General features: G+C 51.0%; 28 protein-coding genes and 2 pseudogenes. 1 reads left to right on the plus strand and 29 read right to left on the minus strand.

Annotated features, from left to right (window positions below; translation table 11 throughout):
* Window positions 1-71 precede the first annotated feature (71 nt).
* From FN001_RS16195 to FN001_RS16235, 8 genes are all read right to left on the minus strand, one after another.
* Window positions 72-1,754 carry a recombinase family protein gene (locus tag FN001_RS16195; protein ID WP_142412524.1) on the minus strand — a complete coding sequence of 561 codons (1,683 nt, stop codon included), beginning with the start codon at window positions 1,752-1,754 and terminating at the stop codon, window positions 72-74.
* A 118-nt stretch (window positions 1,755-1,872) separates the two neighbouring features.
* Complete coding sequence (locus FN001_RS16200) at window positions 1,873-2,139, minus strand: DUF6870 family protein (RefSeq protein WP_014080197.1); 267 nt, start codon at window positions 2,137-2,139, stop codon at window positions 1,873-1,875.
* Window positions 2,140-2,608: 469 nt separating this feature from the next.
* A complete protein-coding gene (locus FN001_RS16205; RefSeq protein ID WP_142412525.1) occupies window positions 2,609-3,019 on the minus strand; it encodes a sigma-70 family RNA polymerase sigma factor in 411 nt (136 codons plus the stop codon).
* A 461-nt stretch (window positions 3,020-3,480) separates the two neighbouring features.
* The gene (locus tag FN001_RS16215) at window positions 3,481-4,722 is read right to left on the minus strand and encodes an ABC transporter permease (RefSeq protein ID WP_142412527.1); all 1,242 of its coding nucleotides are present in this window, start codon (window positions 4,720-4,722) and stop codon (window positions 3,481-3,483) included.
* Between the two features lies 1 nt (window position 4,723).
* Complete coding sequence (locus FN001_RS16220; protein ID WP_142412528.1) at window positions 4,724-5,611, minus strand: ABC transporter ATP-binding protein; 888 nt, start codon at window positions 5,609-5,611, stop codon at window positions 4,724-4,726.
* Between the two features lie 140 nt (window positions 5,612-5,751).
* Window positions 5,752-6,816 (minus strand): sensor histidine kinase, encoded by a 1,065-nt coding sequence (locus tag FN001_RS16225; RefSeq protein ID WP_142412529.1) that lies wholly within the window; start codon window positions 6,814-6,816, stop codon window positions 5,752-5,754.
* 11 nt (window positions 6,817-6,827) lie between these two features.
* A complete protein-coding gene (locus FN001_RS16230) occupies window positions 6,828-7,337 on the minus strand; it encodes a VanZ family protein (protein WP_142412530.1) in 510 nt (169 codons plus the stop codon).
* 16 nt (window positions 7,338-7,353) lie between these two features.
* Window positions 7,354-8,049, minus strand: a complete 696-nt coding sequence (locus FN001_RS16235) for a response regulator transcription factor (RefSeq protein ID WP_142412531.1) — start codon at window positions 8,047-8,049, stop codon at window positions 7,354-7,356.
* Window positions 8,050-8,294: 245 nt separating this feature from the next.
* Between FN001_RS16235 and FN001_RS16240 the strand changes: the two genes are divergently transcribed.
* Window positions 8,295-8,654 carry a helix-turn-helix domain-containing protein gene (locus FN001_RS16240; RefSeq protein ID WP_014080204.1) on the plus strand — a complete coding sequence of 120 codons (360 nt, stop codon included), beginning with the start codon at window positions 8,295-8,297 and terminating at the stop codon, window positions 8,652-8,654.
* 201 nt (window positions 8,655-8,855) lie between these two features.
* Here FN001_RS16240 and FN001_RS16245 read toward each other — a convergent pair whose 3' ends face one another.
* The 21 genes and pseudogenes from FN001_RS16245 to FN001_RS16340 all read right to left on the minus strand — a co-directional run.
* Window positions 8,856-10,202, minus strand: a complete 1,347-nt coding sequence (locus FN001_RS16245) for a relaxase/mobilization nuclease domain-containing protein (protein ID WP_185911972.1) — start codon at window positions 10,200-10,202, stop codon at window positions 8,856-8,858.
* A gap of 158 nt (window positions 10,203-10,360) precedes the next feature.
* Window positions 10,361-10,708, minus strand: coding sequence for a plasmid mobilization protein (locus tag FN001_RS16250; RefSeq protein ID WP_003020363.1), 348 nt, complete (start codon window positions 10,706-10,708; stop codon window positions 10,361-10,363).
* Window positions 10,705-10,869, minus strand: a complete 165-nt coding sequence (locus FN001_RS18230; protein WP_185911970.1) for a hypothetical protein — start codon at window positions 10,867-10,869, stop codon at window positions 10,705-10,707. The genes FN001_RS16250 and FN001_RS18230 overlap by 4 nt, the downstream gene beginning before the upstream one ends.
* Before the next feature lie 12 nt (window positions 10,870-10,881).
* On the minus strand, window positions 10,882-11,466 hold the full coding sequence (locus tag FN001_RS16255; RefSeq protein ID WP_142412533.1) for a defense against restriction DarA-related protein: 585 nt from the start codon (window positions 11,464-11,466) through the stop codon (window positions 10,882-10,884).
* 13 nt (window positions 11,467-11,479) lie between these two features.
* Window positions 11,480-12,439, minus strand: a complete 960-nt coding sequence (locus FN001_RS16260; protein ID WP_142412534.1) for a hypothetical protein — start codon at window positions 12,437-12,439, stop codon at window positions 11,480-11,482.
* Between the two features lie 180 nt (window positions 12,440-12,619).
* On the minus strand, window positions 12,620-12,973 hold the full coding sequence (locus FN001_RS16265) for a cysteine-rich VLP domain-containing protein (protein WP_142412535.1): 354 nt from the start codon (window positions 12,971-12,973) through the stop codon (window positions 12,620-12,622).
* Between the two features lie 4 nt (window positions 12,974-12,977).
* Window positions 12,978-13,154 (minus strand): hypothetical protein, encoded by a 177-nt coding sequence (locus tag FN001_RS18235; RefSeq protein ID WP_014080211.1) that lies wholly within the window; start codon window positions 13,152-13,154, stop codon window positions 12,978-12,980.
* A complete protein-coding gene (locus FN001_RS16270; RefSeq protein WP_142412536.1) occupies window positions 13,151-13,900 on the minus strand; it encodes a DUF4366 domain-containing protein in 750 nt (249 codons plus the stop codon). The genes FN001_RS18235 and FN001_RS16270 overlap by 4 nt, the downstream gene beginning before the upstream one ends.
* Before the next feature lie 2 nt (window positions 13,901-13,902).
* Window positions 13,903-14,157: a DUF4315 family protein gene (locus FN001_RS16275; RefSeq protein WP_014080213.1), complete on the minus strand. Its 255-nt coding sequence runs from the start codon at window positions 14,155-14,157 to the stop codon at window positions 13,903-13,905.
* A gap of 14 nt (window positions 14,158-14,171) precedes the next feature.
* On the minus strand, window positions 14,172-15,890 hold the full coding sequence (locus FN001_RS16280) for a C40 family peptidase (RefSeq protein WP_142412537.1): 1,719 nt from the start codon (window positions 15,888-15,890) through the stop codon (window positions 14,172-14,174).
* Window positions 15,871-18,231, minus strand: coding sequence for a VirB4-like conjugal transfer ATPase, CD1110 family (locus FN001_RS16285; protein ID WP_185911971.1), 2,361 nt, complete (start codon window positions 18,229-18,231; stop codon window positions 15,871-15,873). Before FN001_RS16285 ends, FN001_RS16280 begins: the two co-directional genes overlap by 20 nt.
* Window positions 18,188-18,577 carry a PrgI family protein gene (locus FN001_RS16290; RefSeq protein ID WP_142412538.1) on the minus strand — a complete coding sequence of 130 codons (390 nt, stop codon included), beginning with the start codon at window positions 18,575-18,577 and terminating at the stop codon, window positions 18,188-18,190. Before FN001_RS16290 ends, FN001_RS16285 begins: the two co-directional genes overlap by 44 nt.
* A 3-nt stretch (window positions 18,578-18,580) precedes the next feature.
* Entirely contained in the window at window positions 18,581-19,135 is a 555-nt protein-coding gene (locus FN001_RS16295; protein WP_142412539.1) for an MT-A70 family methyltransferase, read from the minus strand.
* Between the two features lie 17 nt (window positions 19,136-19,152).
* Window positions 19,153-19,932, minus strand: coding sequence for a DNA methyltransferase (locus tag FN001_RS16300; RefSeq protein ID WP_142412540.1), 780 nt, complete (start codon window positions 19,930-19,932; stop codon window positions 19,153-19,155).
* A complete protein-coding gene (locus FN001_RS16305; protein WP_142412541.1) occupies window positions 19,922-20,653 on the minus strand; it encodes a septation protein SpoVG family protein in 732 nt (243 codons plus the stop codon). The genes FN001_RS16300 and FN001_RS16305 overlap by 11 nt, the downstream gene beginning before the upstream one ends.
* 15 nt (window positions 20,654-20,668) lie before the next feature.
* Window positions 20,669-21,535 (minus strand): VirB6/TrbL-like conjugal transfer protein, CD1112 family, encoded by an 867-nt coding sequence (locus FN001_RS16310; RefSeq protein ID WP_142412542.1) that lies wholly within the window; start codon window positions 21,533-21,535, stop codon window positions 20,669-20,671.
* An 11-nt stretch (window positions 21,536-21,546) separates the two neighbouring features.
* Window positions 21,547-21,627 (minus strand): annotated as a pseudogene (locus tag FN001_RS16315) (Maff2 family mobile element protein); the annotation flags it as partial.
* Window positions 21,628-21,717: 90 nt separating this feature from the next.
* Complete coding sequence (locus FN001_RS16320) at window positions 21,718-23,388, minus strand: recombinase family protein (protein WP_142412543.1); 1,671 nt, start codon at window positions 23,386-23,388, stop codon at window positions 21,718-21,720.
* Window positions 23,389-23,586: a hypothetical protein gene (locus tag FN001_RS16325; RefSeq protein ID WP_002595176.1), complete on the minus strand. Its 198-nt coding sequence runs from the start codon at window positions 23,584-23,586 to the stop codon at window positions 23,389-23,391. It lies immediately after the preceding gene.
* A gap of 242 nt (window positions 23,587-23,828) precedes the next feature.
* A complete protein-coding gene (locus FN001_RS16335) occupies window positions 23,829-25,166 on the minus strand; it encodes a virulence-associated E family protein (protein WP_142412544.1) in 1,338 nt (445 codons plus the stop codon).
* A pseudogene (locus FN001_RS16340) lies at window positions 25,135-25,454 on the minus strand (CHC2 zinc finger domain-containing protein); the annotation flags it as partial. The pseudogene FN001_RS16340 and the gene FN001_RS16335, both read right to left, overlap by 32 nt.

Consider the following 25,454-nt stretch of genomic DNA (forward strand, 5'->3'; position numbering starts at 1 on the left):
TATTTGATGTACTTATCATATGATTAGCGCCTATTAGGAAAACACACTGTCAAAGGGGTTTGTAGCGGGGGTTAGCCCGCTACTGCGGTATCTTCCGTAGTGTTGATTTCAATGTACTCTGCAATCTTGTGAAGCTCGTCAGCAAATTTGAATTTCACGCTGATATTGCCGTTTTCATAGACCTTGATATAGTCCACAAGCTCAACCAAGATTTCCCGATTGAGGGCTTCAATGTTTTGATACTTCATAAAGGCTACCAGTGCGGGATGCTCATTGTCCACACCGTTTGCCAGTTCTGCGCGTTCAGCGTTCAGCCGGGTAAGCACCGCGGAAATATCAGAAGTCTGCCGTTCATAGTCAGCCTTCATATCCCGGTATTCCTGCTGGGTGATTTCACCGTCTTTCCAGTCCTGATAAAGAGATTGCTTGTAGCGTGTTATCTTTGTCAGTTCCCGCTCTTTTGCAGCTATCAGATCGTCCAGTCGGTAAGACTGGCTTTTTTTGATTGGAGCGGAATTGATCTGCGTGACGATTTCCGAGTAGGAAACAGCCAAATGTACCTGATGCTGTACAGCGAACAAAACAGCAGCCTCCAGCCGTTCATGCTTGATTGAGTGCATGGTGCAGGCTGTCCGGGAACGGTTCTTGTAGGTTGAGCAAGAATAATATACATTGTTGTTCTTGCCAACGCATCGGGTAATGGCCCGCCCGCAATCGGCACATTTCAGAAAGCCGCTGAATAAATGTACCTCACGGCCTTTCGGGGAAGTACGGGTATCACGCTGTAAGAGAGCCTGTACCTTGTCGAAAGTTTCATAGTCGATAATGGCCTCATGCGTTCCAGCCACTTCCACCCATTCCTCACGGGGAACAGCTTCAATCTGGTGTACCTTGTAGCTTTTCACCCGGCTCCGGCCTTGGGCTAAATCCCCGGTGTAGGTCGGATTGGTAAGAATGGAGTGGATCATGCGGGCTCCCCACATAGGATCGTCATACCCTCTTGTCGAAACAGGCAAGCCCTTTTGTACCTTGTAAGCCGAGGGGCTCGGTACGCCGTGTTCGTTCAGGTACAACGCGATAGCACGTTTTGATGACCCTTGAATAAGCATTGTGAAAATGAGTTTGACATTTTCAGCAGCATCGGGATCAACAATCAGCCTGTGCTTGTCCTTTGGGTGCTTTACATAGCCGTAAGGAGCAAATGCTCCGATATACTGGCCGTTGCGCCGTTTGTAATCAAATACCTGCCGGATCTTTTTGGAAGTCTGATAGCAGTAATTATCGTTCATCACGTTTGTAATGGGAACGATGATATTTGAAACGCTGTCGGGGTTCTTGTAGCTGTCCACATTCTCAGCAAGGCTGATAAAGCGAACACCCATTTGAACAAACAGGTTATCGATCAAACTTCCGGCATCGCTATAATTTCGTGCGAAGCGGGACAGGTCTTTTACTATAACGCAGTTGATTTTACCACTCATGACATCCGCCAAGAGCCGTTGAAAATCTTCACGGTTGGCGTCCGTTCCAGTATGACCATCATCCACATATTCCGTGATGCTTTCAAACTCGTCAATGTTGCGTCGGTAAAAATCGTTCAGTAGGTCACGCTGGTTTTTTACGCTGTTGCTATCGTCTTTTCCTTTTTTCAAATCTTCCTTTGAAAGCCGGATATAGATGCCCAGCCGCCAGCGGCGGATTGTGTAAGAGGGAGAGAAACTCTGCTGATACCCTCTGTTTTTTGCTCGTGCCATTGTTCCTCCTTCCCTATCACATTACACTTATATTATAACTCTGTCCGGGGAGGACAACAAGGATGCCTCCGCTTCGGGACACTTTGTCTCGAAGAAGCAAAACGAGCTGTAACCGAAGTTACAGCCCGCTTCTTTGCCGCAGCAGGAAATCCGTCAGCTTATCTTGGAGAGATGGCCCGCTTTCAGCAAATTCAATTTTCACGCCAACACCACCGATGCAAAAGCAGTATGGATTTTTGACAGTCTGCAAAAATCGAGTGATGCGCTCCTTTCGGGAAAGCGCATTGTCAAAGGTCATACCGCTCACATCAGGCAGGGACTCGGCAGCCACCGCGCCAATGTCAACGCTTCTCATTTGTTCAAGTTCCTGTGTAGTTAATTTCACGGTAAACCTCCTTCGCAGATTGATAGAACGCCTCCCGCTGTTTGATGGGGAAACGTAACAGGCCAGCACCACCGGGATGCTGGCCTGTTGCCTTACTCCACCTTGGGACACTTTGTCTCGAGGCTTATTATAGCTTTTGAATATTAGAGAGCGCCGCACATATTTACTTGGCCTGTCCAAAGACAATCGTTATTTTCTGTGCGGCGCTCTCCACGCAAGTGAAGCGACAAGCCCGGAGGAACAGGCAGCCAACCTGTTCAGCGCCGGATCGTGGCCTTGGGATGGCCAGGCCCATTTACGATGTTGGTGTTGTTCGCTCAATCTCTTTTGGGAAATGTCACCGCGCACCCACCGTCTGGCTCCCTGTACTTACTCAGGGTTGCCGTTATTCCCTTGCGTTAGGAAGAAAAACTCCTCTCATAAACCGAGACATTTTTTCATCAATTCCAAGTGGGTTAAGATGAAAAAATCAAAAAGTTTTTTTCATGCGTTCAAGGCCACGCTTGATCGACTGGCGAATAGACTCCTCATGTACGCCCTCGGCCTCGGCAATTTCCTTAATCGACTTGCCAAGAATGATATGTGCGTCAATTCTGCGGCCCTGAATCTCCGGCAGAGAATTGAGAGCGTTCCACAGACGAAGAAAGGTTTCCATCCGTTCAAGGAGCTCCTGCGGGGTCGGCTCATGCAGGCAAGCGGAATACTCAATCCCGTCATTGCAGTCCAGAGAATACTGCGCCTTGTGCCGGGAGAGCCGCCGCTGGTAGGCCATTTCATAACGGGCATCGGCCTTGAATACCTCGGCCACCTCGTCAGAAACTTCGATAAGCTGATCCTGCGTGTACCAATAATAAAAATCTTTCAGATTGATAGTAGTCATCGTAAAATCCTCCATTTCAGTTTGTTCGGGGTTGGTCGGAAACGAAATGGAGTAACGGCGGAGAGCGGCACCGCACCTCAGGACACTTTGTCTCGAAGTCTGGAAAGCAAAATGCGCCTGCGCGACACAAGGCCGCACAAGCGCACGAAAATATATTATCGGTTATGTACTGTTTAATTTCACATTCAAAGCCGGACTGCTCCGATGGAGGGGCTACGCTTTTTTTAGCTGGTGCAGATCATGGATACTGCGAAAAAGAGAAAAGGACACGGCAAAATAACCTCCAATCGGCTACCGTGTCCCTGCAAGTCGTCATTGGTTTGTGTAGACGCAAAGAAACGGCGGCTCTGAAAATCAAAGCCGCCGTTTCATAGGCGCGTGAAAATGTGTCTGCTCTGCGGCGGCTTTTTTCTTTTGCCGTCGCGCGGCAGATAACCAATTCATTCTATTTTGAACTTCTTTTATGCTACCTGATGTCTGCAATAGGAATGAATCGCTAAGAATGTAAACACAAATAATTCAATTCCTGCCGAAATCAAAATAACATGCGGTGTCCAGAAACTCATTCCACCGATATTCAGATAATTGAAATCTGCAAGCTGATAAAGGAAATTGTTCTGCATACCAATTCCGGCAGATGGAAGTATGGTAGAGAGCCATGTTGCTCCCATCGCCGCATAAGCAAAAAGCGGCATGAGAAGAACTACAATAGAGATCAGCAAAACTGTCAATGTGTCTTTGCATTTTGCAGACAGGAACAACGTACAGCTGACCGTTGCTAATACAGAAAGCAAGCCCGCTGCTGCGAGAATTATCTGCAACTGCCCCAGATTGATGTTTGGCAGGTTAATGATAGAGTATCGCATCTGAAACGATGTTTTTAAGCAATCCGTCCCGAACGCTGCATCTAAAATCAGAATGTGTACCGTGATCCCGACAAGGAAAGTAACAACGAAAAGTGTAAATGCCGCCAGAATTTTGGTAATTGCTAATTGTTTACGCCCGTATTTGGTGGTTCGCAGGATGCTGTCACCGCCCGTTTGATATTCTCCGGCAAAAGTAGGAGCTGCGATTGCCACGCACAAAATAGCAAGGAACAAAATATAAAGCTCAATATAATCAAATGCATCTTTAGAAATTCCAGAATGAAGATAAAATGGCGTATCAAGTTCTGAATATTTTTCAAGAGCTTTCTGTTGTGCGGTTTCGTTTTCTCTTTGTTCATTCCGCATGACATCCTGTAAATGTTCTGCGCACTTTTCATAATAGGCTCCGTCAATGTCATTCGGGTCAATATCCATTAAATCGGCACCAATGCCTGTTAATGGATCAGCAAACGCTTCGGGCAGACCCATCAGCAAGTGACGGAACGGGACGATTTTTTCAATATATACAGCCAGAGGAAAGCCCTCTTCCTCGACTGGCCCATATTCTCGAACACAGCTTTGATAAGTTTCCAAAGCCGATTTGATCCTATCCGGGGTCACTTCACCAGCGGATGTTTTATATAAATCTTGTTTGTATTTGATCGCTGCCAAGCCGTTTAATTCTGTAACCGTGCCATCTTCGTTTGGACGGTTAATGCCCTCAAATGAAATAGGCAGGTATGCCATGGCTACGGAAAGCAAAAGTGCGATTGCAAGTAAAATCAGGGTGCGCCGTGACTTCAAAATACGTTTTAGTTCAAGTCTAAAGAGCCACATATTATCTGTCCTCCTTTTCCAAGTCTGTCTGCGGGAACAACCACAGATACAGATCTTCCAATCGTGGCTCCGTTGTAACAGACCCATCAATTTCCGAATGTTCGGACAGATAACGAATAGAAACCTGATTGTGATCTTCGCCTCGCTGATTGATAATGCGCAGCCGCATTTCACATTCCGGCAGCTTTGAGGTCGGAATTATGCAATTCCAAACCTTTCCCTCAATCCGCTTGACAAGTTCTGCGGTAGTTCCGACATCAACAATTTCTCCGGCTTTCATAATTGCGTTGCGCGTAGAAATATATTCTATGTCAGATACGATATGGGTGGAAATCAACACGATTCGATCATGCGAAAACTCGGAAATGAAATTCCGCAGACGCACGCGCTCTCCGGGATCAAGTCCTGCTGTCGGTTCGTCCATGACAAGTATCTCCGGGTCGTTCAACATAGCCTGCGCAATACCAACACGACGCTTCATGCCGCCTGACAGATTGGAGATTTTTTTCTTTTTCACATCGGAGAGCGAAAGAATGTCCAACAAATAATTGATCTTTTTGGTAGTTGCCCTTGTAGGAATATCTTTCAGCGCAGCCATATACTCCAAATAATCTTTGACCGTAAAATCCCGGTGATACCCAAAATCCTGCGGTAGAAAGCCAAACTTGCTTCGGTAGACTTCACCTAACTCTCGAATGTCTTTTCCGTCATAGTAAACCGCTCCGTTGGTTGGTGTCATAATATCAGCGATCATGCGCATTAGCGTGGTTTTTCCTGCACCGTTCGCACCCAAAAGCCCCCAAACACCGGGAGTCAATGTCAGGCTGACATCATTTACTGCGGTTTTGTCTTTGAACTGCTTGCTTAAATGTTCTATTTTCAGTTCCATGCCTACACTCCTTTCTTTTGCTTCGGCTGAACAATGAAAAGCCCTTGTTCGATAATCATTGTACCGAACAAGGGCTTTTCAATCTCAAAAATCAAACGCTTAAATTCCTAAGGTATTCCTAAGACCGCACTCTTATTTTCCTAAGCAGAGATGGGTAATGTAATCACAAAATCTATGGTTTCGTTTTGACTGGATGCAGTAATCGTTCCACCGTGTAAATGTATAATTTCTTCCGAAATAGAAAGACCAAGTCCCGCGCCGCCTGTATTGGAAAGCCGGGCTTCATCCAACCGATTGAATTTCTCAAATATACTGTTAAGCTGTTCCTCCGGGATTGTTTCCCCACGATTTTCAAAAGTGATCTGAATATCATGTTCTAACCGTTTGGCCGATATAGTAATCTCTGTCTGTGGGTAGCTGTATGACGCGGCGTTCCGCAAAAGGTTACTGAAAACTCTCGCCAGTTTTTCAGGGTCAGCGTTCACGGATAAGTTATCCTCCGCAGTAAATACCGCTGTATTGCCATTTGCGGAGAGTGTCGGGTATATTTCATCTATTACCTGCGCAATCAAACAATGTAAATCCACAGTTTCTTTTTTGATAATAACCGTATGTGCATTGTATTTAGTAATTTCAAAAAGTTCATTGATAAGCTTTTCAAGGCGCTCTGCCTTATTCAACGCAACTTTTACATACTTTTCCTTTTGCTGTTCAGGCATGTCAGGGGCTTCATGGAGTAGGCTCAAATAGCCGATCACTGTTGTTAAAGGTGTGCGTATATCATGTGCCAGGTACATGACAATTTCATTTTTCTTTTCTTCTGCCTGCTTTGCAGCCTGTTTGCTCAACAGAACAGACATTTTGATTTGATTGAGTTGTGCCTCCAATTCTTTCAGTGGGTCAGACAATGATACGGTATGATTGTTCTGCTCATAGACCGTTTGGGTCGCATCAATTACTTCATCCAGATAGCCCCACGGCTTTTTCCAATAGTAATTGAAGATACATACAAAGCCGATCATCAGATACAAAATAAAAAGCAGATCAAGCCGACAGTAGAGCCATGCAAAAATACCGTTGTTAAATTTTGAAAAGATGTAGTCCAAGATAAGGGTCAAACCATATCCAACAACGGTATAAACCAGCAATGATAGGTATAGGCGCACTTTAAGGCGCTTTTCTGTTGCCATTTCTTTATTCGACATGAATACACCCCCTACCGATTAGCAAACAGAAGAAAGCCAAGCAGGCCAATCACGACAACACTTACTATGCCTGCCAGAATGGAAAACAGTCTGTTTGCTTTTATTCTATTTCCGATTAACCGGGCTGCTATCGAATATACAGCAAGTCCCAAAAGACCGCCTGCCGTATTTGTGAGTACATCGGTAATATCAGACCGTCCGACTGCTAAGATATACTGCATAGTTTCCAATAAAAAACTTGTTCCAGCAATCAGCATGAATTTTACATATAATTTTGTTCTTGGCAGAAGCATTTGAAGATAAATGCCCATAGGAACAAAAATTAAGAAATTTTCAAGTACCTCTGTTAAGTGAAATGCTGCGCCAACTTCTGTGTCATAGTGAAAAGGAATAAGGTTTATACTCCTTACTTTATCCAGATCACTGATTGAAAACTGTAGTTTGAACAGTATGATCCAAACCAGAAGTGCCAGATAAATTAAGAATAAAATAGTTACGAAGCAATTTGATTTTCTTTTCATAGCGTACTCCTTTCGCTTAAATTTTGTAGCCAACACCCCAAATCGTTTTAATATACTGTGGAGTATCGGAAGTGTCTTTCAGTTTCTCACGCAGATGCCGGATATGCACAGTAATTGTGCTGCTGTTTTTAGAGTAGTATTCATCTTTCCAAACCGCATGAAACAGTTCCTCAATACTTACAACATTCCCGGCACTTTCCAAAAGAACCTGGAGGATAGAAAATTCTGTCGGTGTCAGAGAAACAGGCTCACCGTCTAACAGACATTCATGGGTCTGAACATTCACGCACAACTTGTTATAGGAAAGTTCCGATGGAACTTTCTCTGTGATGATACCGGGCGAATATTTCTTGTAACGTCTTAACTGTGCTTTCACTCTGGCAACTACTTCAAGTGGGCGAAAAGGTTTTGTCACATAATCATCCGCTCCCAATGTCAGCCCCGTTATTTTATCCGTTTCCTCAATTTTAGCCGTTAGCATTATGATTGGATAAGTGTATTTCTTTCGGATAAGCTGGCAAAGTGAAAAGCCGTTCATATCCGGGAGCATAATATCCAGAATGGCAAGATCAATGTCGCCGCTTTCAATACACGACATGGCATCCGTTGCGCAGTAAAATTTATGAACGACGTAATTTTCGTTTTTCAAGTAGACCTCCAACAGATCCGCTATATCTTGCTCGTCATCTATAATCAATATCTTTTCAGACATATTTTCAACTCCTTTTTCTCATATCCGATTAAGTATAACAAATATAACCACTATATTCACAATGGATTGCATGAGAAATTATTAAGATTTTCCTTAGAACAGATTTTTTTATCCTCGATGTACATTATATATCCGTTTACAGCATCCATCAATGATGCGAATGTGAAATTAAATAGTCAGTAGTATGAAATACACAGTCGTTCAAATAATATCACATGAAATGTAAAATCATATCAGGTGATGTTATGAAGATAGAACGAGATGAAAGACGCTTTGATTTTCACGATATAGGGCTTGCCATCAAGCGGGCAAGAGAAGCCAGCGGCATGACGCAGGAGCAACTGGCCTATATTGTTGACCGCGCTCCGCGTACCATTATGTATAACGAAAATGACGGCCAGCATCCAAGTCTCAACACCTTTTATCAGATGGTCACAATGTTTGATATATCGGTGGATCAATACTTTTACCCGTCCCAAAACAGCGGGAGCGAGTGCAGAAAGCGGATTGATGCCATGTTGAACGCCTTGGACGAAAGAGAATTGAAAATCGTTGAAGCTACAATCCAAGCGATGAAAGCATCGAAAGAAACGGAGGAAACGTAAAAGAAAGCGTAACCTCCGTTTTTTGCGCCATGTTGCGGGTTTCGCGTTTTGGCAAGCAATTCGGGTGTGGCCACACTCCGAAATTTTTGCGGGGCGCAGGGCCCGCAAAAATGCTTGTTGGGGAGTTCCCCAAACCCGCTGTACTTCGGGACAAATTGTCCCAAAGTCCCGGTGCGCTGCACCGTAGTCTGCGGCCCGTCACTATCGTTCCTGTGCCTTATTCTCACGCTCGTCCGTTATGCCGAGCAGATGATCAATGTTCGCTTTTATTGCCACGGCCTCCCGCATTTGCCGCTGGGCATCCCGGTATTCTGCATAAAGCTCTTTCTTTTGTCCCGCCAGCTCACGGCGGGATTTTTTTAGTGCTTCAATCTTAGGGAGCTTTGCGCCGTTCAGTATGGTGTTCATGGTATCCTTTGCCGCCCGGTAAGTGGCAAGCTCCACTTCATGCTGGGCCAGATACTTTTTGCTGTACCGCGCAGCCTTGTACCCGTCGAACACCGGGCGGGTCTTGGCATAGTCCACCGTGGCAGCCATCAGCTCCGAGGTTTTGGAAAGATCCTCCTCCGTTGTGCGGAGCTTGTCAGACAGCTTGTGAAAGTGATCCACCGCCGCCTCGGTGCGGGCCGTCAGCGCCGCATAGTCTGTCAGATGATGCTCCTGCAAATACTGGAGCGCAGCCGCCATCTGCTTTAAGTTGTAGACCTTGGCCCATCGTTCATAGGCCGGGCCTTTGCCCTGGGCCATACGCTCTTGAATGTCGATGATGAGATTAACTCGCCGTGGCGGAACCGTGGGCTCCTCGGGCAGCTCAGGGAGCGGACGTTCCCCGGCAATTACCGCCTTGATGTCCTCCGGGTCAAATCCAACTCCAAGTGTAGAAGCCCGGAGCCGGGTCGGTTTTTCCTGCCCGGGTGCAAGGAATGAGATGACACCGCCCCGCCCATGTTTCACCGCAAAGCCGGACTCCTCCATGAGACGAAGAAAGTCGGCAAAGTCCGTGGGCTTTTTCTCCAAAGCGGCGAGAACAGCCAGCCGCACCCGCTGCTTGGCAGAGGGTGGCTTTTCTCCGATCCACTGTCCATAGTGAAGAAAACGGCCCTTGCTGTGCTGGCGCGGATTTTGGATAACAGACAGTTCATGTTCGATGCACACGCGGTCAGAGAGCCGCCGTAGGGCAAAGGACGAACCAATGAAATTATGAAATTTCCGGGAGCGGTCAAAGGCCGTCGCATTGAAATAAATGTGATTGTGAATATGTGCCTTATCGGTATGCGTACAGACGAAGAATTGATACTTTCCCTTTGTCCAGCGCATCGCCGTTTCATAGCCGATACGGTTTGCTTCTTCCGCCGTAACCTCCCCGGGCAGAAACGCCTGCCGGATCTGAAAGAACAGTGCCCCGCGAGATACGGCCCGGCCTGTCTCTGCAAGGTATTGACTTTTTACCAGAAGAAACTCGGCGGGAGCCGTGTTCGGATCGCAGAGATAGGAAGATACGGCTCCCAGCTTTTCCGGGTTCAGGCCATAGGTGAAACGATCCTCCATCGTTTGAATTGCACTTTTTCCCGCCGCTGTTTTATAAGGGCGGATGTAGGTGGTCGCCGTAAAAATCCCTCCTTCCGGCAAACAGTATTTTTACTTTGGGACACTTTGTCCCGAAGTAGAAAAAGCCGGGGAGCGGTATCAACCACTCCCCGGATGGGTCAGAGCTCTACCAGCGCGGAGAGCTGTTTCAAGAGATCAGACAGCGGCCCCCACAAAGCGGCATAGTCCCGCTGCAAGGCCGCGAGTTCTTCGGGATAAATCGCGCCGTAGGTGTTGGCTTGAATTGCCACTTGGTTCAGATTGTTGGAGCAGCGCCGCTGGAGCGAAACCAGCTCACGAACAGGCGAAAGGTCAACATGGAGCACATACCCACTCAGGGCCATTTTCCGCATATAGGCTCCCATATTACGGATGCCAGCCTCCGCCATACGTTCTTGAATCAGGGCCTGCTCCGCCTCCGACACCATCACATGAAGATGGATCGGACGGCGGCGCTTCTTTGTCATCGCTCCTCACGCTCCCGGCTGCGGCAGGCGCGGGGCGGCTCCTTTACCTTATCCAGCGGCTTTTCCTGTTCGTCTGCCGGAACAGGGCGCGGCAAATGAAATTCACGGTGCAGGCGCAGCACCTCCAGTACAGACAATTCCTGTTCACGTTTCTTTTCCATATACGCACCTCCTTATCTATCGCCACGGTCAGGCTGCCTCCGCTGGGGAGCCGGAGCCTCCGAGCCGCGATCTGCCTCCGCCAACTTTGCCGCATTTTTCATCTGCTCGGCAATCGGACGGGGCCTGTCGGGATTATCAGGCGCAGGACGCAGCTCATAGTCGGATGCCTGTTTTTCCGTCAGCGGGCGGGTGTAGGTAAGATAGCCCCAAGCCAAGAACGAGCCATTTTCCACCGGGATGCGCTGATCGTAATTGAAGATTTCATCCGGCTTGTTATAAGGCGGCTTCGGGAATGTCCCGATGTCCACAGGCCGCTGGGTAGAATAATACTTGTAAAGGCCGGGAGCCTCGGTCTGCCTGATCCCCACGTTATAAATACGCTGATAGTCCTGCACCCGGTCTGCAAAATCCTGTTCCATCGCGGTGCGGTCATTTCCATAGTGACCCCATTCGTACTGCCGCTGGCCGTCCTTGTCATCATAGCAGGCCCATGTGACATAGCGGGATGGCGCGGTGGGATGTTCGCCCAATGCAAATCCCCGTCCATTTTCCAGCATAACAGCTTTCAAAATCGAATAGCCTTGATTTTTGTCCATAGTACACCTCCCATCATCGAGACATTTCTTTGTTTTCTCTTTTCACAAACGGCTGGAGCTGATAGGGGCTTGTACCGTCCTCGGGCCGCAGAAAGTCTATCCGGGCCGCAGTGCGGATAGCGTTCTGGTTGAGCTGACGCTGCCATGCCCCTTGGCTGGGAGCCCACTTGAAGCCGTTGCTTTTCAGTTCCTGCCGCTGATCGGCATCGGGCTTTTCCTCGAAAATGAGCTGCAAACGGTTTTCAGCCTCGTTGATTTTTGCCTCGCCTCCGGGGAATGTCCAGCCTGCAAACTCGGAGCGGCTGCTCAGTTCCTCAATGCGCTGGCGCACACGGCGGATGTTGGCGTTGTTGTTGGAAAGCAGATAGGCGGGGTATGGCTTGCTTTTGTCCAAGTGCCATGACTGCGCCATATCTGCTTTGAGCTTTTCGGCCTGCTCCGGCGTAAGCTCCGGGCAGCCGTCCAGCGTTTTGTGTTTCCGAAAATACGCATTGACCGCCTTCATGGTGGCCTGCAGGGACTCCAGCCCCTCCAGCTTTTTTGTCAGCTTTTCCACGGCCAGATCGTCATCCGCGCTGATCCCACCCATTCCAACAGAGCGGATTTTATCAAGCAGCTTTGAAATCTCCGCATACTCTCCATAGTTGCGATCCCGGGCGGCGTTCTGCTTGTGCTTTTTTGTCACAGGGAAATTGCCGCCCCCGGAGATCAGAATAGAGGGCGCCCGGGCATCAATCACATTGCGTTCATTCAGATTTTCCGCAAGTTTCCGGGCATAACGATCCACCAGCGCGTCAATCTTATCGTGGTACATGGGATCGACACGGGCTTTCTGGCGTTCCGCCGCTGCATACGCTTCATCGACCATTGCCCGGTAGCCCGCCGTAGCGGAGCCCGGCTGATAGTCGGAAAAGCTGTTCATATCTTTTGCCCGCTTTGCGGCTTCTTCATTGATCGGATAATATTTCGGCATAGTACCTCCTTCCACAAAAGCCGGAACTTTGGGACAAATTGTCCCAAAGCCCCGGCAGCTAAAATGTTGACAGCATCTCACGGAAACAGGGCCGGACGTAGAAACATACGCTACCCGCAGAAAAGGGGCCTTAAAAAGCCTTGCTACAAGCGGGTTTTTTGGGGCCTAATTGTCAACACATCAGCCCCGTTTTTTTCGCATATATTCCCGCTGCTGTCTGCGGTGTGCCGCCTTTGCACAGGCCGCCGAACAATAGGTTTGCCGTCCATCAGGAGCCACGGCTCTGCCGCATACCGGGCAAGCCTTGAAATCCGGCCTTAGCCCCTCTGTCAGCAGCGCAGCCTCCAGCGCCGGATCAAGGGGCAAAACTGCTTCGCGGAAGTAGCGGCAATAAGCCCCCGTCCAGCATTTCCCAAACATATAGCACTCGCAATCCAGCGGCAGGCAGCCGCAGTCCCGGTCATAGTTGGCACACCATTTTGACACCAGCCTGCGGATTGCCGCTTTTTCTGTCCGGGTCAGTTCTCGGCCCACAGCATCACCTCCCGTTGCCCGGTGGTTTGAGCTGCTCCCGGTAGCAGAACACGCAGCCAATCCCGCGCCAGTAAGGGCAGCCGTCACAGCGGGAGCCCTTCGGCGGCAGGCTGGGCGGCACACCCTTGAAGTAGCTTTTTTCTTTCATAAATCCCTCATAGGGGTTATTTGTAAATCTCATTCATTATCCTCGCTTTCGGTATCGTCCTCGTCCCAAGGCGGCCCATCGTCCTCGGGATCGTCATAATCGGCCAGTTCCTCGCTGTAATCCTCTTCGGGTACAGCAGCTTTTTCATGCTTCGGGCGGTAGATTTTGAAGTACCAGCCTGCACCGCCACCCAGAACAGCCACAGCCAAAATCAGCAGAAGCGTCCCAGGATTGCTTTTCTGCTGGGGCTCGGGTTCCGGCTCCTCCGCAGGTTCCGTCACCGGGGCGGGTTCGGGAGCTGTGCCAGCACACTCGGTCATGTTGACCGCGCAGACCTCGCAATCCGTATGGATGGCTCCGGGCGCACATTTTTCTGTGCAGGAGCAGGCCGGAAGCTCTCCGCCAGCGGCCTCCAGTGCCGCCAGCAGATCGGCTTCATCCACCATGTTCAGAAAGTAGGTGTGATACTGTTCGCCGTCCTCGTCCACAGGCTTGTCATAATCAATGACAATGTAAAAGGTGTTGCCGCCGCTGGTTTCCACCGTGATGAACTGTTTGTTGGTTGCAGCATCATAGAGTAGATCGCGGGTCACAAGGTTTCCATCCTCCGAAAAGCCCTCGCCTGGGGTAATGGTAGGTGCAGGCTCCGGGACCGGAGTTTCTTCCACAACAGGCGGTTCCTCATTCCCACTGTCCGAATAGGCATAGGCCGGGATTGCAAAGCCGCATAAAAGAACGGCGGAGCAAAGCCCCGCCGCCAACATACGAAAGTGTTTCATATTCAGTTTTCCTCCTTCTTTTCTTCTTCGGACTTCGGGACACTTTGTCCCAAAGTTCCACCGTCCTTCAGCTTTTCAAACAGCAGCGGGAGCTCCGTAAGGGAAATGCTCATGCCGCGCACAATGTCCACGATCTCGCTGTTTTCCGCCTCCAGCTTTTTCTGCTCCAGCTCCTTGAGCCGGGCCTGCTGTTCACTGATTTTGGCCTTGACCTTATCAATCTCGGCCTGAATTTTCATGCTTTTGGTAGTTGCCATTTCAAAACCTCCTGTCACGGTAAACGCCCGTAGGCGTAAAAATGAGATTGCCAGTAGCTTGTATTCAGATTTGCGTAGCCGATGGGATCTCCGCAATGCAGCATTTTTCCGTCACCGACATAAATCCCGCAATGGCTCACGCCCGGCGTGTCATAGGTGCCTTTGAAGAACACCAGATCACCGGGTTTGGGAGAGCTGATCGGCGTACAGATGTTATAGAGCCCCTGGGCTCCCAGCCTGCCCACATTCCAGCCGGAGTGATTGATGACCCACGAAACGTACCCCGAGCAATCAAAGGAAGTGGCGGGAGAACTGCCGCCCCACACATAGGGATAGCCGATGTATTTCTGCGCTTCAGCAAGCATCGCGGCAAAGGTTTCATCATCCAGATATTCTCCGGGCACTTCGTAGCCACCGGGTTTCCCGGTAATGTACTTGTTCACATAGGGAGAATCCGGGAACAGATCGGGGCGGTTTCCCAGCGTTGCCATATAGATGGCATACCGGGAAAGCTGATCCTCGCCCATGACATACACGGGTACATGGGATAAATCAAAGTTCTCCAGCGTGACCGTACAGATGTAATAGTCGTAAGGCACCTGATAGGTGTCTGTATGGGAGTTGCCGTCCTCGTCAGTCCATGTGTCGGTTTCTGTGCGATACCGGGTTTCCACCACCACATCCTCCGTGAGAATGTACTGGCGATCAAACAACATTTGCAGCGTTCCCTGTACCTCGTCTATTGTCCATTGTCCCTCATGGAGCGCACACAAAAGAGAAAGCAGCACATAGGGGTCATGTTCGATTTCGTCCAGATCGAAGTGGTATTCGTCATAGTCATGGGTGCTTTCATAGGTGTCCAGATAATGCTGCAAATCATCTTCCAGCGCACAGTAGGCAGCTTCGGCGGCCAGCATATCCCGATCCTCACAAGGATAGGTGCTGGCCCCTAATACACCGGCCCCGGCGTTTCCCAGCATAAGCATGGTAGAGGAACAGGACTGCATAGCAAACAGGAGCAACACACAGAGCACCGCGACCACGGCACCTGCGGGATGACTTTTGACAAATTCCACTGCCCGGGCGGTCAGGCGTTCTGTGGCTGTGGCAGTTTTCCCAGCCGCAGCCGCGCCATGCTTTGCAGCCTCCTTTGCCTGCTTGCGGTATTGCCTGCGGAGCCGTTGCTTCTGCCAGTAGCGGGTAAGCGCATTTTTCGTCAGCTCCGGGTGCTCCTGTGCGGCGGTGTGAAAATGGTAGTCCGCCGTGTACTTGGTATAGCGGGCCTCGGCCTTGCGTACCACTTTTGCCGGATGTTCCCGGACTTTACGGCGCACAAAGCGGGAGCCATGCCGCAGCGCGGTTTCTCCCACAAGCTCAGAACGGTGTGCGCCTTCCGTGCCGACATTTTCCTGTTCCACTTCAAAAATCTTGCCATGCACGAAGCTGTGAACGGAACCGCTGGCAACACGGCCTATGCGTTTTACCGGGCCGGGCTTTTTCGGCGGCTTTTGCTTCGCCAACTTCTCCCGGGCCTGTTCCAGCTTTTCGCCTTGGGACTCCATGCGGAGCTTTGCCGCCGCAGCCTGTTCCTGCTGGCTCTTTTTGCGGAACTTGGACTTCGGGACACTTTGTCCCGAAGTGCCGGAAGCCTCCGGCCCGGGCTGCTCCCCGTTAGGGGCGTGGGCGGTCTGCGACCAAGCCTCCTCCTTGGCCTTATTCGTTTTTCGTTTCATTCTTCATATCCTCCGGGCGGGTAGTCAGCAGGTCATAGATTTCTCCGCGAGGGAACCGATCCACAAACGGGATGGTCACATTTCCATAGAACAACAGGCCCTCGCCGGAATTGCTGTGTGTGATATAGGAAAGCTGGTGCTCGGAAATACCGAGCTGTTTTGCCAGAATGGTACGGTCACTCTGCGCCTGCGAAAGCAGGATCATAAAATCCGTGTTATCCAGAATGTTCTCGATTTCCCGGCTGGCCAAAAGGTCTTTGACGTTCTGCGTTAAAGCAGACGGCACACATCCTTTTTTACGCAGCATTTTCCAGACCGCTACAAAGTAGCTGGCCGTCAGCGGATCGCGGAGCAGAATATGAAACTCGTCAAAGTAGCACCAAGTCGCCGCGCCCTCGTGGAAGTTCTGATCCACCGCCTGCGAAACAAACTCATTTGTGATGTGCATTGCAATCTTTCTAAGGTTTTCGCCCATGTTTTTCAGAACGATGCACACCACACGGCTGTCCGTCTTGACGTTGGTAGGATGGTTAAAGAGATTGAGGGAGCCTGTGCAATAAAGCTCTAAGGCAGTTGCCGCGCGCCGGGCTTCGGGCTCCGGCTGGCGTAAGAGCTCTTCGTACAAATCCTGCAACAGTGGTGTTTTTGCAGTTTCCAGTCCGAGCGCCTGTTCCCGGTACACCAAACGCACGCAGCGGTCAATGACCGTCTTTTCAATGGGCTGCAAGCCTTCCTTGCCGCCGACCACCAGCTCGCACAGGGACAAAAGAAAATCCGCCTTCATGGAAAGCGGGCTTTCTCCGGCAGCCATATTAAGCTCCACATCCATCGGATTGAGGTGGTGCGGGCTGTCCGGGGCAATCTCGATCACCTGGCCGCCCAGCCTTCGCACCAGCGGCGCATATTCGCCCATCGGGTCAACCACGATAATGCGATCCTGCGGAATGGTAAGAAACACATTCAAGAGCTCGCGCTTTGCAGCAAAGCTCTTGCCGGAGCCCGTAGAACCCAAATACATCCCGTTTGCCGACTTCAGCTTTTTGCGGTCAGCCATGATGACATTGTGAGAAAGTGCGTTCATGCCATAGTAGAGGGCCTGCCCCGCCATGCGGAGTTCCCTTGTCATAAAGGGGATAAAGATGGCTGTGGAGCTGGTTGTCATACCGCGCTGGATTTCTACCTCGTTGTAACCAAGGGCCAGCGAAGAAACAAATCCCTGTTCCTGTTGCCAGTCCAGACGGCGCAGAGCGCAGTTGTATTTCTGCGCGATGCCGCCCACGGTAAACACATCGTTTTCCAGCCGCTGGCGAGTAGGGGCAAGGTTTACCACCGTAAAGGTCAGCAGAAACATTCGCTCATTGCGGGATTGCAAATCAGCCAAAAGCTCCGCTGCGTCCTTGCTGAATGTGATCAGGTCAGGGGGAAGAATATCCGGGTCATAGCCGGAGCGCACAGCCTTTCTCTGTTCCTCCACTTTCATTTTTCCGATGTCCGAGATTTTCCCCTTGATGGTCTTGATTGCCTTGAGCTGATCCACGGTCTGAATGTGCATGGTCACAGTCATTTCCGCATCCAGCTCCAAGATTTCCGCCAGCAGCTTATCCGAAAGCTCCGATGCCATAATCTGCAAGTAGGACACCGCGCCCAAATACTGGCCGATACGGAATGTGCGGGACTGGCGGAAGTCGAGACTGTCCGGGGCAATAAAGTCTTTTGTGCCAAGCCCGGTCTGCGGGATGTCTTTCCACGAAAAGCGGAACGGCTCGCGGCTCCCCGGATGCATCTGGCTATGAAGCAGCGCAAGGCGGGCCCGCCCGTCCATCGGCTCCGAGGGAACGCCCAGCCGCTTAAAGTTTCCCATGACATCGGCCTCCACACGCTCCAGACGGGGCCGTGCCTCCGCAATCCCCTCAGCGGGTATGCCAAAGGTGATGTATTTTGAGCGTTCAATGCCGTTGTTGCTTTTGGCAATCTGATTTTTCAGCATCCCGGTAAACTCGTCCCGGACGCTGTTATAGTTGTCATCCGCTTTCGGGATATTGACCTGATAGCGGCTGCGGGAATGGGAACGGCGGTTGATAAAGGAAAGCTGGAACGGCAGAGAACTGTCAAAATAGTTGAGGAATGAGCTCCATCCGCTGAATATGGCGGTCTGATCCTCGGTGGATGCCACAGAGTAATTGATGTCCTCATATTCCACGGTTTTTGTATAGAGCCCGCCCGGGAGCTTGCACACACCGTCCGGGTGCATGGACAGATACGGGATCGTCTGCTGGGCGGACAGGGCCGCCCGGCCTTTACCCTTGGCGGCGGCTCCGTTTTTCTTCTTTGTGTTTTTCAATCACATCCTCCTTTCCAGCGCCCGGCCCGGCAAAGGGCGCATAAATGTTTTCGGTTCGGTAGGCCCTGATCCCCGGCCTTAGAAACTTGGCCCGGATGATATTCCGCACCACCTTTTCAAAGGGCAAGCCGTCCTTTTCATACATAGCCAACAGGAACGCCGGGAGCATAATTCCAAGCATGAGAAACATCGCCCCGGTATTGCCGAGGGTGCCACGGGTCAGCAGATAGGCCGGAACCCCCACCACGCCCGCGCTGCCGAAGCAGACAAGCTGGCGTTTGGTGAGGTTGAAAGCCATCTTTGTTTTGATTTTGGATAAATCGTTTGGTACGTTTACATAGGGCATAGATCACACTCCTTTCTGCACTTCGGGACAATGTGTCCCAAAGTCCGGGATGGTTGGTGTCACTTCGTTTCCCCATACAGCCCAGCCGGGCGGGGTCTGCCGGGCAAAGAGCTCCACGCGGGGCAGATCTCCCATCAGGGAAATGATTTTGTCGCGGGCCTCGTCCGGCTTTTTGCTGTGGGCCTCAATCGGGGAAATGATAAATTGATGGATGTTGGCAGCCTGCCGCTTCGGGTGTCCCTTGGTTGCCAGCAGGCAGATTTCTGCATTGCCCCTTGTCCAGAAGCCAAGGCCGTAAAACCAGCTATCCGCCTTCTTGTTCTTTTTCAGCCAAACGAAAGCAACGGATTTATAGGTGAAGCCCCAAGCCTCGATCAGCCGGAGCGCCTCCGGGAGCTGCGGGAAAGTGGCCCATAAAAAGAGTGCGCTGTCCGGGGCTGCAAGATCAGCCACAGGCAACGCACATAAATCCTCAATGCTCATAGTGGGATAATGATTTTCCGCCGCGCCCTGCACGTTCTTAGCCGAGTAGCGCCAAGGGGGATCGGCGTAAATGATAGAATACTGCTCGATAATTACACTCCTTTCTCGCCAGAGCTTTTTACTGCCTGCGCCACACGGATGCGCTCACTGGCAGCGGCATAAAAGGCCGGGGCCGTTTCAAAGCATACAAAGCGGCGTTCTGTGTTGATAACTGCAATCGCGGTTGTGCCGGAGCCCGCGCAAATGTCCGCGACCAGTTCTCCGGGGCGGGTGTAGGTGCGGATCAGGTACTCGCAGAGCTCCACGGGCTTCTGCGTTGGATGGATACCGCCGGACACCGTAGGCACAAATAGCACATTTCCGGGATAGCGGCGGCCATCGTTGGACTCGGAGCCCTGCCGTTCAAATTTCCCATAGTTGGAGCTTGTACCGCTTCGGGAATGAACGCGGGTATATGGCTTGCCGTAAGTAAACTGTGGATTGTAGACCGGGGACTTCTGGTAAAACACCAAGATATTCTCGGACTTTTTCAGTGGAGCCCGATTTGCATTGAGAAAGCCTGTTCCGCGTTCCTTGTACCAAATCCACTCATAGCGGAGCATGGCGAGGTTGGATGCGCCCAGCACCTTGTCAAAGGGGCATTGCGCGAAAAACAGCACCGCGCCATTCGGCTTGACCGCCCATTTCACCGCCTCCCACAGTTCCGGGAGCGGCAGGGGCACATCCCAATAATTCCGGGTTGTGCCGTAGGGCGGATCGGTCAGCAGCATATCCACGCTATGCTTCGGCAGGGAGCGCAGGCCCTCAATGCCATCCATGAGAAACAAGCCCTCCTTCGGGACACTTTGTCCCAAAGTGCGGCTATCGGTCATTGCGGGCCTCCTTTGCCTTGGCAGGCGCAGGCCGGGCGGCGTTTTCCTTTCCTGCCTGTTTAGCGGCCTCGGCCATCTGCTCCTTGATCGGGGCAGGCCGTACCGCCTGGGCCCGTGCAACAAGCTGTTCCACCGCCGCATGATACGCCTCCACACCAGCCGCATTGATCCGTTCCTGTGTGGCGCGGTCAGGAATCCGAACCGTAGCCCGGTATCCCGTCCGGCTGGCAGGATCGGGTTTAGAGGGAGCACCGAGGAAAATCCCGTTTTTCCCGTCCACGACCTTAAAATCGTCGATGACCACACCACCAAAGTTGACGCTGGCGAAGCCGATCAGCTTTCCCTGCGGCTCAATCGGGCGAACAGATACCGTGATCGGAACAACCGCCTCCTGCAAGACAGCATCCGTCCGCATTTTTACTGCCTCATCAATGCTAACGCCCTTGACTTCTGCAAGCTCCGCGATGGGAGCATCAAACAACCAGCGCCGCTCCTCCGCAGCAATCTGCTCCGGGGTCAGCAATACATCGTCCTTCTTACTCAGATAAAATTTCTCCTTTCCGCTTGCCGGAGCAGGCTGGGCGGGATCGTCCATCAGCTCTTTTCTTTGCAGGACGGCCTCCGTTTCCGCCATAAAGCGGTAAGCGTCCGCCTCGGTAAACTCCTCCGGCGTTTTTCCATTCCATAAGCGCGTTCCATCCGCCCCGTATCTTCTCGGCATAAGCACCACCTCCTGTTAATGAGCGCCAAAGATACGCTGGGCAATGCTCCCGGTCTTAAAGAGCATGAAGCAAAGCAAAACCGTGTAGCCCACAGTTCCCCAAATCGCCCCGATGGGATCGCCGCTTGTTGCGATGCCTTGAATGAGCACTGCGTAAATTGCAACACATACAAGGATCAACAGCCCTTGAAAGCCCACGGCAAACAGGGACTTGATGTAGTTCTGCCCGGTGCCGCCAAGCTCCCGGTTGGAAAGCGTAGCAACGGGGATGGGGGCCAGACTGGTCAGCAGATAGATTTCCAGCATCCTGCCATACACCAAAACGAAAATGATAATTCCCAACGCCTTCATCGTGAAGCCAATGAGCGCAGACTGCAGCCACAGCCCCAAAAGCGGCCCCAAGTCCATCGCCTCCAGCGAGGTTTCCAGTTCGGCAAGCATATCCGCCGAAACATCGGTAGAGCCTTGAATCAGCCCGCCTGCCTGCGCGATAACGCTCTGTGACACATCGAACACGGCCATGACGATATTGAATGTATTTGACAGGATTAAGATTGCACAGGCCGTTTTGAACATCCATTTATAGAGGTTCGCAACGTCAACTTCGTGCATATTGTTCTTTTCCAAAAGCATCTGTATGAGCTCATAAGTGGCAACAAAGGTCAGCACCATTCCGGCAATCGGCAGGATCACCGTTTCGGAAAGCTGTCGGATCAGGGAGAAAACCCCGGCGTGCCACGCCGCCGGGGTAGTCCCTACCTGTGCCGCAATCTCTCCGACTTGGGTATTGACGGTATCAAAAAGACCTTCGAGGTTCCCCATGATCCCGCCAATCAGAAGCTCTTTGAGCCAGTTTGTGAGCCAGTCGGTGAGAAAATCCATAAGCGCCTACCTTAAAACAGGCCGGACAACAGAGGAATCAACGTGGTGCCAATGACGATGATGCCGCCGCCAGCCATGAGCTGTTTTATCCCCAATTAGGTGTAAAACTCTGCTCGATGGCGGGCGGCGGCGTACAAAAAATCTATATGGTGTTTTTAAGAGAACCGTCCCGGCGGGACAGGTCAGGCAGTGACCTGTTCCACCTCCGGGATGGGTTTGAGATTAAAATGAATTTCGATAGAAATGTGTCTTGTTTTATCTTCGTCAATGCGCTCATGCACGACGATTTCTTTGATTAAGCGGTTGAGGGTGGCTGCGTCCAACTCTGTGATGTTGGCATATTCCTGAATGGCTTCCACCCATTGTTTTGCGTCATTGGAAAGCTGGACTTCATCGGACAGCCGCTTTCTGCCCTCGGACACTTTTGTTTTAAGTTCCGTCTGCTCGGTCTGTGTCTTTTCCAGCATGGTGTTGAAGTTCTGCTCACTGATACGCCCTGCAATCATATCTTCATAAAGCCGCATTACCATTTTGTCCAGAACCTCAATCCGTTCCTCGTCCCTTGTAAGGGAGCGTTCCATTGCTTCCCGCTGTTCCCGCTGCTCGGCTTCACAGGTATTGGTCAGGCGGTCAGCAACCGCTTTCCCGTCCATCAGGGCAGCTCTGGCACATTCCCGGATTTTCCGCAGCACATGACTGTAAAGGGTGTCATAATCAATCCGGTGCTGGGTGCAGTGGTTCTTTCCAAAGGCATTGTAGGTCTTGCAGGAGTAAATCTGCTGGGGATGTTTTGCGTTTGTGTAGCGTACCGTCAGAGACTTCCCACACTCGCCGCATTTTATCAGTCCGGCAAACAGGCTGATTTCATTGGTCTGCCCCGGACGCTGGCGGGATTTCAGCTTGTTCTGCACAATGTCAAAGCTCATGCGGTCAATCAGCGGTTCATGCTGTCCTTCCACTACAATCCAGTCCTCCGGCTTCTTTTCCCCAATCGTGCCGATTTTGAAACGGTAGTCCTTTTTCTGGGAAGCAATCGCCCCAGTGTAAACGGGATTCATCAAAAGGTCTTTGATAACGGAAAAGTCCCACATATACCGCCCGTTTTCCGGGTCTTTCTTTTCCCATTTGGTGCGGGTATTGCGAAGCCCCCGTTCCCGGTTCCACCATGTGGGGCAGGGGATTTTTTCTTCCTCCAGCCGTCTGCGGATATAGTTCGGACCATGACCGTTTAGGGCATATCCGAAAATCAGCCGCACAATCGGGGCGGTTTCCTCGTCAATGAGCAGATGGTTTTTGTCCTCCGGGTCTTTCCGATACCCAAACGGGGCAAGACACCCGGTAAACTGTCCTTTCTGCGCTTTCAGAAGATAAGAGGAATGGACTTTCTTGGAAATATCCTTGCTGTACATCTCGTTCAGGATATTCTTGAACGGGGCGATGTCGTTGTTATCCCGCAGGGTGTCGATACCGTCATTCATGGCGATATAGCGGACACCGTTTCTTGGGAAAAAGTCCTCAATCAAATGCCCTGTTTGCAAATAGTTACGCCCCAGTCGGCTGAGGTCTTTCGTGATGACAAGGTTGATTTGCCTGCGCTCAATGGCTCTCAACATTCTCTGTAAATCAGGACGCTCCATATTAAGACCTGTGAAGCCATCGTCCTGATAGACTGCCACAACCTCCCATCCCTGCTTTTCGCAGTATTTTTCCAGCATATCACGCTGGTTTGCGATACTGGCACTTTCGCCTTGCAGGTCATCGTCCTTTGACAGCCTGCAATAGACCGCCGCACGATAGCCCCCGGCAAGTGCTGAACCGATTGTTCTGTATTCCATTTCGTTCATCATAGCCATTTACCCACACAATCCAGACGGTATCTGGCTCTGTTGAACCTCATCTTCATTATACTTCAAATCTTTCTTTTTAGCAAGATATTCTTTTGTATTTGTTTTGCCGTATTTCTGGGAAATCAGGCTGACGAACACATCGGTGGCGTCCAGTTCCCCGTCAAATACGGTTGTCACTTCAATCTTGGTCTTATTTTTCGCCATAGGCAGTTATCCTCCATACATGAAAATAGCCAGACAGAGAACGGTCGGCAACGAAGTCCGGCAACGGGCTTCAAAAGACCTTGCAAACAATCTCAATCTGGCGTTGATTACTATTTATACTTTTCTTTTATTTTTCTGTTGTTTTGGTTGTCAGAGAGGGAAAAAGCCCGGAAATAAGGGATTTTCCCCGGCAACCGGCTCGGCAACGGGATAGCAACGAAGTCGGCAACGGGCTGTCATTTTCAGAATGGAAGCTCCATCTGCTCTGTGACCTCCACAAAACCGTCCATAGATTTTTCGGGCGGGTTGTCGGTGTCCGTTGCCGGGATTTCACGCTCCCAGCCCTTTTGTCTGCCGTATTCCGCAAACATCCTCGGATTGGAAAAGTAGTTCCACCCGGTAATGCACTGGTTCATTATCTCGTTGATTTCCCGGATTTCCCATTGCTTCGGCTCATCAAAGGTGTGGTTTAAGGCTTCCTTGTAGAGCTGCTTGGAGCAGACCGTTTCCCCGGTGTACTTATCAAGGTAAGCCTGTATCATCCCGGCTTTGGTGTCCTCCGGCATAAAATCCCGCTGGTGTTCTTTGAGATACCGCTGCATGGCTGGGCTGAATGACAGCTTGAACATGCCGCTTCGGTAAATCTCCATTGCTTCCGCCCACATCTGGCTGATATAGGCTCTGGAAGCGGCTTCGTCCTCCAAAATGTGAACCTCGGCTTGCTCCGGGTACACCATGACCGGGATAAATCGGCGGTTGCCGGAACGGTCAAGGGGGAGAAAGTCAAGGGCGTTGGAAGTGCCGCCGAACACGCATTGACGGGGGCGGTCTGCCGGGTGAGTTTCATAGGGAATTTTGTAAACCTCTTTCTGGCGGCTTAGAAAGGACTTGATTTCCTCAATGCTCTTGGCATTGGCGGTTGCCATCATTTTCGACATTTTAATTATCCAGTGACCTTGCCGCTTGCGGGACACGTTATCATCGTCCAGCTTCCGCAAATCATCGGAAAACCACTCGTCCCGGACTGCCAGCAGCCGGAAGAAGGTGGATTTGCCAGCCCCCTGACCGCCTACCAGACACAGCATGATTTCAAACTTGCTTCCGGGCTTAAATGCCCTTGTAATCGCCCCCAGCATGAACAGCTTCAAGGCTTCATAGGTGTAATCGTCCACATCAGCTCCCAGAAAGTGCCGCAGACAGAAGCGGATGCGCTCAGTCCCGTCCCATGCAAGGCTGTTCAGAAAATCCCGGATGGGGTGGTACTTATTCTCATTCGCCACAATCCCGATGGCGGTTTCAATCTTTTTCTCACTGGTAAGCCCGTAGGTTTCCTCCAGATAGAGAAGCAGATACTTCATGTCCGTATCGGTCAGGGCTGTGCTTTCTCTGTGAAAACCGATGGGCTTTATGATGTCCTTGCGGTCGGTCAGGATGTTGTAGGCGATTGCCCCGGCAAGCACAGGGTCACGCTGGAATACGGTCAGGCAGTTCCGTATGCTCTGGCGGACGCCGCCTTTCTCGGTGGTTTCCAGAGTTGCCTTTACTTCCTCAACGCTCTGGGGCGGCTGCATGGCGTTCATGGTGTTTTTTAGTTCTTGCTGCGTCTGCGGCTGCAAGCTCTGCCATTCGCTGTTCAAGCTGTATCACATCCTTTCCGTAGTCCATAATCAAAACCGCTTTTTCCTCTGTCTCCCCGAACAGCAGCACATCCAGCAGATATTCCACATGGGCTTGCTTCTGCAAGGCTTCCACGAACCGGGGATGAAACGCTTCCTCCGGGGAGTGCGGGGCATAGTCGGTTTTCCATACCCGTAAGAGGTGTAGATAATCGGCAAGGACACGGAAGCAATGTGCCTTTGCTTCCCGGA

The organism is Clostridium sp. Marseille-P7770, from assembly GCF_902143525.1.
In the GTDB taxonomy this organism is placed as follows: Bacteria; Bacillota; Clostridia; order Lachnospirales; family Lachnospiraceae; genus Pilosibacter.

Bases quoted from the DNA above. Each gene is read 5' to 3' on its own strand.
- FN001_RS16195 (WP_142412524.1), bottom strand. From the start codon at position 1,754: ATGGCACGAGCAAAAAACAGAGGGTATCAGCAGAGTTTCTCTCCCTCT.
- FN001_RS16205 (WP_142412525.1), bottom strand. From the start codon at position 3,019: ATGACTACTATCAATCTGAAAGATTTTTATTATTGGTACACGCAGGAT.
- FN001_RS16215 (WP_142412527.1), bottom strand. From the start codon at position 4,722: ATGTGGCTCTTTAGACTTGAACTAAAACGTATTTTGAAGTCACGGCGC.
- FN001_RS16220 (WP_142412528.1), bottom strand. From the start codon at position 5,611: ATGGAACTGAAAATAGAACATTTAAGCAAGCAGTTCAAAGACAAAACC.
- FN001_RS16225 (WP_142412529.1), bottom strand. From the start codon at position 6,816: ATGTCGAATAAAGAAATGGCAACAGAAAAGCGCCTTAAAGTGCGCCTA.
- FN001_RS16230 (WP_142412530.1), bottom strand. From the start codon at position 7,337: ATGAAAAGAAAATCAAATTGCTTCGTAACTATTTTATTCTTAATTTAT.
- FN001_RS16235 (WP_142412531.1), bottom strand. From the start codon at position 8,049: ATGTCTGAAAAGATATTGATTATAGATGACGAGCAAGATATAGCGGAT.
- FN001_RS16240 (WP_014080204.1), top strand. From the start codon at position 8,295: ATGAAGATAGAACGAGATGAAAGACGCTTTGATTTTCACGATATAGGG.
- FN001_RS16245 (WP_185911972.1), bottom strand. From the start codon at position 10,202: ATGGAGGATCGTTTCACCTATGGCCTGAACCCGGAAAAGCTGGGAGCC.
- FN001_RS16250 (WP_003020363.1), bottom strand. From the start codon at position 10,708: ATGACAAAGAAGCGCCGCCGTCCGATCCATCTTCATGTGATGGTGTCG.
- FN001_RS18230 (WP_185911970.1), bottom strand. From the start codon at position 10,869: ATGGAAAAGAAACGTGAACAGGAATTGTCTGTACTGGAGGTGCTGCGC.
- FN001_RS16255 (WP_142412533.1), bottom strand. From the start codon at position 11,466: ATGGACAAAAATCAAGGCTATTCGATTTTGAAAGCTGTTATGCTGGAA.
- FN001_RS16260 (WP_142412534.1), bottom strand. From the start codon at position 12,439: ATGCCGAAATATTATCCGATCAATGAAGAAGCCGCAAAGCGGGCAAAA.
- FN001_RS18235 (WP_014080211.1), bottom strand. From the start codon at position 13,154: ATGAGATTTACAAATAACCCCTATGAGGGATTTATGAAAGAAAAAAGC.
- FN001_RS16270 (WP_142412536.1), bottom strand. From the start codon at position 13,900: ATGAAACACTTTCGTATGTTGGCGGCGGGGCTTTGCTCCGCCGTTCTT.
- FN001_RS16275 (WP_014080213.1), bottom strand. From the start codon at position 14,157: ATGGCAACTACCAAAAGCATGAAAATTCAGGCCGAGATTGATAAGGTC.
- FN001_RS16280 (WP_142412537.1), bottom strand. From the start codon at position 15,890: ATGAAACGAAAAACGAATAAGGCCAAGGAGGAGGCTTGGTCGCAGACC.
- FN001_RS16290 (WP_142412538.1), bottom strand. From the start codon at position 18,577: ATGCCCTATGTAAACGTACCAAACGATTTATCCAAAATCAAAACAAAG.
- FN001_RS16300 (WP_142412540.1), bottom strand. From the start codon at position 19,932: ATGACCGATAGCCGCACTTTGGGACAAAGTGTCCCGAAGGAGGGCTTG.
- FN001_RS16305 (WP_142412541.1), bottom strand. From the start codon at position 20,653: ATGCCGAGAAGATACGGGGCGGATGGAACGCGCTTATGGAATGGAAAA.
- FN001_RS16310 (WP_142412542.1), bottom strand. From the start codon at position 21,535: ATGGATTTTCTCACCGACTGGCTCACAAACTGGCTCAAAGAGCTTCTG.
- FN001_RS16320 (WP_142412543.1), bottom strand. From the start codon at position 23,388: ATGGCTATGATGAACGAAATGGAATACAGAACAATCGGTTCAGCACTT.
- FN001_RS16325 (WP_002595176.1), bottom strand. From the start codon at position 23,586: ATGGCGAAAAATAAGACCAAGATTGAAGTGACAACCGTATTTGACGGG.
- FN001_RS16335 (WP_142412544.1), bottom strand. From the start codon at position 25,166: ATGAACGCCATGCAGCCGCCCCAGAGCGTTGAGGAAGTAAAGGCAACT.